Source organism: Hydrogenibacillus schlegelii, assembly GCF_001653195.1.
Taxonomy (GTDB): domain Bacteria; phylum Bacillota; class Bacilli; order Thermicanales; family DSM-22653; genus Hydrogenibacillus; species Hydrogenibacillus schlegelii.
In genome coordinates, this window is record NZ_JXBB01000017.1 from 25,496 (window position 1) to 31,599 (window position 6,104).

At 60.2% G+C, this 6,104-nt stretch carries 6 protein-coding genes and 3 pseudogenes; 4 read left to right on the forward strand and 5 right to left on the reverse strand.

Features of this window, described 5'->3' with window-relative positions; all coding sequences use genetic code 11:
* Positions 1-4: 4 nt before the first annotated feature.
* A complete protein-coding gene (gene ureG, locus SA87_RS06275) occupies positions 5-646 on the forward strand; it encodes an urease accessory protein UreG (protein ID WP_066200821.1) in 642 nt (213 codons plus the stop codon).
* A 110-nt stretch (positions 647-756) separates the two neighbouring features.
* Positions 757-1,395 (forward strand): urease accessory protein UreD, encoded by a 639-nt coding sequence (locus SA87_RS06280; RefSeq protein WP_169816919.1) that lies wholly within the window; start codon positions 757-759, stop codon positions 1,393-1,395.
* 256 nt (positions 1,396-1,651) lie between these two features.
* Here SA87_RS06280 and SA87_RS06285 read toward each other — a convergent pair whose 3' ends face one another.
* From SA87_RS06285 to SA87_RS13130, 3 genes and pseudogenes are all read right to left on the reverse strand, one after another.
* A complete protein-coding gene (locus SA87_RS06285; RefSeq protein WP_082910487.1) occupies positions 1,652-2,563 on the reverse strand; it encodes an IS3 family transposase in 912 nt (303 codons plus the stop codon).
* A 23-nt stretch (positions 2,564-2,586) separates the two neighbouring features.
* The gene (locus tag SA87_RS06295) at positions 2,587-2,868 is read right to left on the reverse strand and encodes a transposase (protein ID WP_082910488.1); all 282 of its coding nucleotides are present in this window, start codon (positions 2,866-2,868) and stop codon (positions 2,587-2,589) included.
* A 127-nt stretch (positions 2,869-2,995) separates the two neighbouring features.
* Positions 2,996-3,625, reverse strand: a pseudogene (locus SA87_RS13130) (transposase); the annotation flags it as partial.
* A gap of 154 nt (positions 3,626-3,779) precedes the next feature.
* Here SA87_RS13130 and SA87_RS13135 point away from each other — a divergent pair.
* Both SA87_RS13135 and SA87_RS06320 read left to right on the forward strand, forming a co-directional pair.
* The gene (locus tag SA87_RS13135) at positions 3,780-4,235 is read left to right on the forward strand and encodes a transposase family protein (RefSeq protein ID WP_066441035.1); all 456 of its coding nucleotides are present in this window, start codon (positions 3,780-3,782) and stop codon (positions 4,233-4,235) included.
* Between the two features lie 56 nt (positions 4,236-4,291).
* Positions 4,292-4,975, forward strand: a complete 684-nt coding sequence (locus SA87_RS06320) for a transposase (RefSeq protein WP_281180927.1) — start codon at positions 4,292-4,294, stop codon at positions 4,973-4,975.
* Positions 4,976-5,157: 182 nt separating this feature from the next.
* Here SA87_RS06320 and SA87_RS06325 read toward each other — a convergent pair.
* Positions 5,158-5,957 (reverse strand): annotated as a pseudogene (locus SA87_RS06325) (IS256 family transposase); the annotation flags it as partial.
* Positions 5,958-6,104, reverse strand: a pseudogene (locus SA87_RS14360) (IS256 family transposase); the annotation flags it as partial.

A 6,104-nucleotide genomic window follows, 5' to 3' on the forward strand; every position in this document is an offset into this window, starting at 1 on the left:
TCCTATGGCCGTGCAGGGGCCGGTGCGCATTGGTATCGGCGGGCCTGTGGGCGCCGGCAAGACCAAGCTCCTGGAGGAACTGTGCCTGGCCCTGGCCCCCCGCTACAGCATCGGTGTCATCACCAACGACATCTATACCAAGGAAGATGCCGAGTACATGGTGCGAAGCGGCGTGCTGCCACCTGAACGCATCATCGGGGTTGAGACGGGGGGATGCCCCCACACTGCCATCCGGGAAGACGCCTCCCTGAACCTGGAGGCCATCGCCACCCTGTGCCGGCAGTTCCCGGACCTTGAGTTGATCTTTGTCGAAAGCGGAGGCGACAACCTGGCCGCTACCTTCAGCCCGGAGCTGGTGGACGCCTACATATACGTCATCGACGTAGCAGAGGGGGAGAAGATCCCCCGCAAGGGCGGCCCGGGCATTACCCGGTCGGACTTTTTGGTCATCAACAAGATCGACCTGGCCCCCTACGTGGGGGCCAGCCTGGAGGTGATGGAGCGGGACACCCGGCGCATGCGGGGCGACCGGCCCTGGACCTTTACCAACCTCAAGACGGGCCAGGGCCTGGAGGAGGTCATCCGGTGGATCGAACGGGACGTGTTGCTCAGCGACCTACGGTCGGCGGGGAAGCAGGGCGTGTAGCCTGGCTGCGGGCTGCCATCGGACCGGGGAGCCCTGAAGAACTGTACGTGGAAGCACCCTGGAAGATCTTCGGCCCCTTAGGCACCCCAGGCGCCCTACCCACCTATTACGTGACCAACGTGACCGCCGGCATCCTGGCCGGCGACCGGCTGGCCGCCCAGGTGAGCTTGCGGCCCGGAGCCCGGGCCCGGGTGGCGGCTCCGGCGGCCACCCGAGTGCACAGCATGGGGCCGGGTCAAACCGCGCACCAGTCCCTGACATTTCATCTGGCGCCCGGCGCGTACCTCCTGTACTGGCCCCACCAACTGATCCCGTACGCGGGTGCCCGGTACACCCAGGAAACCACCTTCCACTTGGCCCCTGGCGCGGGCCTGGTGGCGGCCGAGTTGGTCGCTCCGGGACGCGTGGCCGCGGGAGAGACCTTTCGCTTTGCGGCCCTGCACATGGTGACACGTTTATACCTGGACGGCCGGTTGGCCGTAGCTGACCAGATGCACCTTGGACCTGAAGTGGCCCACGGGGGGCGGCTGGGCGTCCTTGATGGCCACACCCACGTGGGGACCCTGTACCTGGCTGGCGCGGCGGCCATGGTTGACCTGGACCATCTGGTCGCGCATTTGGAGGCGTTGCCTGGGGTTTTGGCGGGCGTCTCCCGCCCACACTCGCAAGTGGTGGTGGCCAGGGTCTTGGGGCAGGGTGCAGAACCGGTGGCGGCCGCGCTGGCAGCGCTGGTCCCGGAACTCATGTAACCGCGCCGGGCGTGTATGCCTGGCCCTTTTCCAGGGCAGTCTGGGGACGTAGACTGCCCCTGGGAGGGTGCGCAATGGCGGAAGGCGGAAACCGGTTCCCGCGCGGCGGTGGCGGTGGGGCCGGTCGTGGCGGCTAGCCTGGCCGCCAGCGCCGTGTGGGATGTGCTGCTCCAGGCCACGGCGCGCATGGACCGTCTGGCGGCTCTGACGGGCGGAGGAACCGCGCCCCTTGATTTAGACACTTTGTTCGGTCTCCCTATGTGATGTAGACCTTGCTTGTGCTCAGGGCTTCTTTGAGCATTTCTTGGGGCGTTTTGTACCGCAGGCTTGAATGCAGCCGATGCTCGTTGTAGGTCCGGATCCGTTCGGCCAAAAGCGCATCGAGGGCTTCGATGCTCTTTGCTTCAAGCAGAAGATCTTGATGCTCTGCTTTGAAACGCGAGAAGAAGGATTCGACGATGGGATTTTCCTTCGGTCCCCGAAGGCTGTACGACAGCCGCTGCCCTTCTTCAAGCAGGAGATGACCGACCCACGCGTGACTCAAGAAGGCGCCGCCCTGATCGTGGTGTACGATGGCTTTGGGGCGCTCTCTCTTTTGGGTCAGAATGAACGCTTTGGCCCGTTCCCAAGCCTGAAGCGCCGTCCGAACATCCGGCGAGAAAGAGATGGCATATCCGATCACCATGCGGGTCCGATGGTCCAGAATCGGCAAAAACCAAACCTTCCCGCCGCCATAGACGAGTGGGGTGAAATCGGTGTAGAGTACCTCGAAAGCGTCCGGCTCCCGTTCGGAAAGAAGGCCGGCGACGAGATTCGCCCGTTCCTTGGCCAGAACAAGCGTCTCGAGCAGCGGATTGGGCTTCGGTTTTCTCACCTTTCGCGTGAGGGAAAGCTCAAACGTGTGGAGAAGGCGACGGACCCGCTTTCCATTGACGACCATTCCCCGCCGCCGAAGCTCGGCCTCGAGGCGGCGATAGCCGTACTCCGGATGTTCCTGAAGGATGGCTTCGATCTCAGCTTTGAGCGCTTCGTCCGCCAGAGCCCGTCTCTTTTCGGCCTCCTCTCGCTTTTTCTGGTAATACCAGGTTGCCCGCGGAATGCCAAGCGCCTTGAGGAGAACCGGCAGGGGAGCCAGCCGCCTGGCCAGCGCCTCTTGCGCCAGACGGATGCGCTCCTGAAGCGGAAGTTGATCTAGCTCCCCTGCCCGAGGAAGTTTTTTAGGAGCGCGATTTCGACCTCCTTTTTGCCGAGGAGCTGTTCCAAATCACGAATGCGCTTCTGGTATTCCTGCTCTTTGTTCGGGGGTTCAAAGAGCTCAGCGCCTTTTTCCAGGAGGGTTTGCTTCCACTTCAAGAGGGTATTCGGATGAACGCCGTATTCCCGGGAGAGTTCGACGAGCGTTTTTTCGCCTTTGATCAGTTCCAAAGCCGCTTTGAATTTGATGGAGCCGGGGATGGATTTTGTTCGTTTCACAGGTCGCCCCTCCTTTGACAGAAGGATACAACATAGTTTTAGCATTTGTCCAGTCTGAGGGGCGCATGACCCTTCCCGACGAAGCCGAAGGGGAGCCGGGGGATGAAAGGTTCGGGCCCGGATCGGGGGGATGAGGGTCGGACGGAGAGGAGTCGTCTTCGTCTCCGCCGTCGGAAAACGAGCGATCTTCTTCCTCCAGCCGGGCCAAATAAGCGTCGAGCGACTCCACGGGGGCCGGCGCGATGGGCTTTAAGCTGTGGATGGAAGCATGGGCTTGGACAAGCGTACCGTCCACCGCGACATGCACTTCCGGCTGAACGAGCCCTGCGGCGATGCACTGATCCACCACATGGCGCATGGCTTTCTCAAAAATGCCGTGCCTGCGCCAAAGTTTCCGTGTTTTGACCACGGTCGTGCGATCCGGAAGCCTCGGACCCCCGGCCTCCGGATGAAGCACGGATTCGAAATCGAGCCCTAAGAACCACAAATAACCGGCGTGCATGGGGAGCGTTTGAAAGAGTTCCCGCTCAGAGTGATTGAAGAGGTAAGACAGTCAGATGATCCGCATGACGAGTTCCGGATCGACGGCCGGACGGCCGGTGCGTTCCGAATCAAGCGGAGCGACCCACTCATGGATCGCAGAGAAGTCCAAGACGCGATCGATTTGGCGAAGGATGTGATTTTGTGGCACAAGGGCTTCCATATCAATGTGCTGAAACCATTTGGGTTGATGGGAAGTCAATCGTCGGGGCCGCATGTTTGAATCTCCTTTTTGAGAAAGGGATGTTTGCTTGCTTTGATTGAATGAATTCGATCCATGGGTCCGGTTTTCCTTCAAATGAAGGGGTTTTTCACCGGCCTTCTAATGGGATAATCACCAACACCACATCCCAAGGAGGCTCCGACCGCCTATGAAACAGCCTATTGGGCACGCTCTCGGTCTTCAAGGCTGGATCATCTATCGCCTTGAGCAAAATGAGCATCAGGTCGACGTGTATGCCGGGCGGCCGAAAAAAGAAGCGCGCTGTCCTCATTGCCAGGCCATCAGCCGTTCTGTTCGCAGCCGTTCGTCAAATTGGCAGCGTAAACTGCACACGTGGGTGGATCAAAAGCCGGTCTATCTCTGTCTTCGGCCGCGGCGGTTCCGCTGTCCCTCCTGCCGGAAGGTGTTTACGGAGACCTTCCCTGGCATCAAGCCCTGGGCCCGGATGACGGATCGGGCGATGGGCATGCTTTTCGGCCACCTGCGGGACCGAAGCTTTCGTCGCGTGGCCGAAGAGACAAGCAAAGCCCCGGAACGATTCGGCGCCTTTTGCTTCGGGGCGTTCGCTTTCGCCGAGCATCGAGACGCTCCTTGCGGATCTTGAGGAGGTCGTCTTAAGCATCGACGAACACAGCTTTCGCGGACAGGCCGTGTATCACGGTGACCTGCGTTTGGCCCGAGAAGCGACTTTTGACCCTTTTGCCGGACGATCGGCTTAGGACGCTGGAAGCCTTTTTGAAGCGCCTTCCGGAATCCGTCCGGAAAAAGATCCGGGCGGTGACGATCGACCTCAAGGAGAGCTGGAAGAAGCTGATTCAGCGGGTCCTTCCGGAAGCGCGTGTGGTGGCCGATCCGTTTCACGGGCTTCGGGAGGGGAGCCGGCGGGTCGATGAGACCCGGCGGGTAGAAAGACGCACCGGCCACCGTCTTCCCCGCTGGCCGCTTCTCAAAAACGAAGAAGACCTCACCGAGCGTCAGGCGAAAGAGCTGGCCACGATCCGCCAGCATTTCCGGAACGTGGCGCAGTTTCACTGGGTCAAGGAGCAGCTTAGAGACCTCTACCGGGCCGCCTCCCTGGAGGAAGCCAAGGCGATTTTGGACCGTATCCTCTTTGAGGCAGAGGGAGCCAGTGACGCGGCGCTTGTGCAATGGGGCCGAACGCTTAAACGCTGGAAGAACGAAATCCTTACCTATCACACCTGGCGGACGACGAATGGCTACACCGAGGGCGTGCACACGAAGATCAAACTGCTGAAACGGATCAGTTACGGCTTCAAAAACCGCGAAGTGTATGTCCGGAAGATGCTTTTGGCCTTTGTTCCCTTAGCTCTGCTGATCGCCTGATCACACTTCTTGACATGGAGCCAGATCGGTCAAGTCCGAGATCGTGTGTAAAATTGCCCTCTTCGGCGAATGGAGCGGTGAGCGCTTAGGCGCTTTGACACAAGCCTGAGCGGATTCTCTCGAGGCCTGCTGCGCCTTCTTCCATGCCTCCTCCTCGTCCGTGTTGATATATTTCTGCCCCTTAGATCAGGTGCATCGAGGATCGCGCGGACCTCTTGGTCCGCCTCCTCCTCGAACGCCTTGGGCGTGGCGTCCAAGAGATGGCGCATGAAATGAGTCTGGCACCGCTCTTCGTCGAGCCCTGAAATTCGGTCTAAAGCGCCTTGACGAGTCCGCCGTGACGGTCGGACACGACGATGTCCACGCCGCTCAAACCGCGTTGCTTCAGCCAGGCGAAAAACGCACGCCAACTCGATTCCGATTCGCTGCTTTCCAGCATTAAACCGAGCATCTCTCGATGCCCCTCGTCGTTCACCCCCACGGCGATCAAGGCCGCTCGGGAACGAATCCGTCCGTCTTCCCGAATCCGGAGGACCAGGGCATCGACGAGCAGAAACGGATAGCGGTGCTCGGCGAGGCTTCGGTGGTTCCACGCCTGGACGATCGGGTCGAGGCGTTTGCACAGATCCGAAACCGTCGACTTCGAGAAGGACGGGCCACACCACTGCTCCGTGACCTTCGCCCCATCTCGAGTCGACACACCGTTCACCACCATCTCCATCAAAGCGAGGAGGAAGGCTTGCTCGCTACGCCGGTATCGAGCGAAAAGCTCCGTTGAAAACTCGCCATTCCGAACCCTTGGAACGCGCAACACAAGTCGCCCCACCCGTGGGGTGGACGTGCGCGTAACGGTCCCATTGCGGTAACCTCTTCGCGCCTCTGTCCGCTCGTAGGGTGCAGCCTTCAACTGCTCTTGGACCTGCGGATCAAGTCCAGTATCATGTGTAAATTGCCCTCTTCGGCGAATGAAAGGACAGGTCACTCAGGCATTCACAACGTGCAGCATGGCCGGCTCAGTGGATTTCTGTTGTTCCTTCTTCCACTGCCAATACTCATCCATATTCAGGTAGCGGTGCCCAGTGGTCCACGTCTCGTCTATCTCCATGAGTAGCGCTCCAAGCAACCGTAT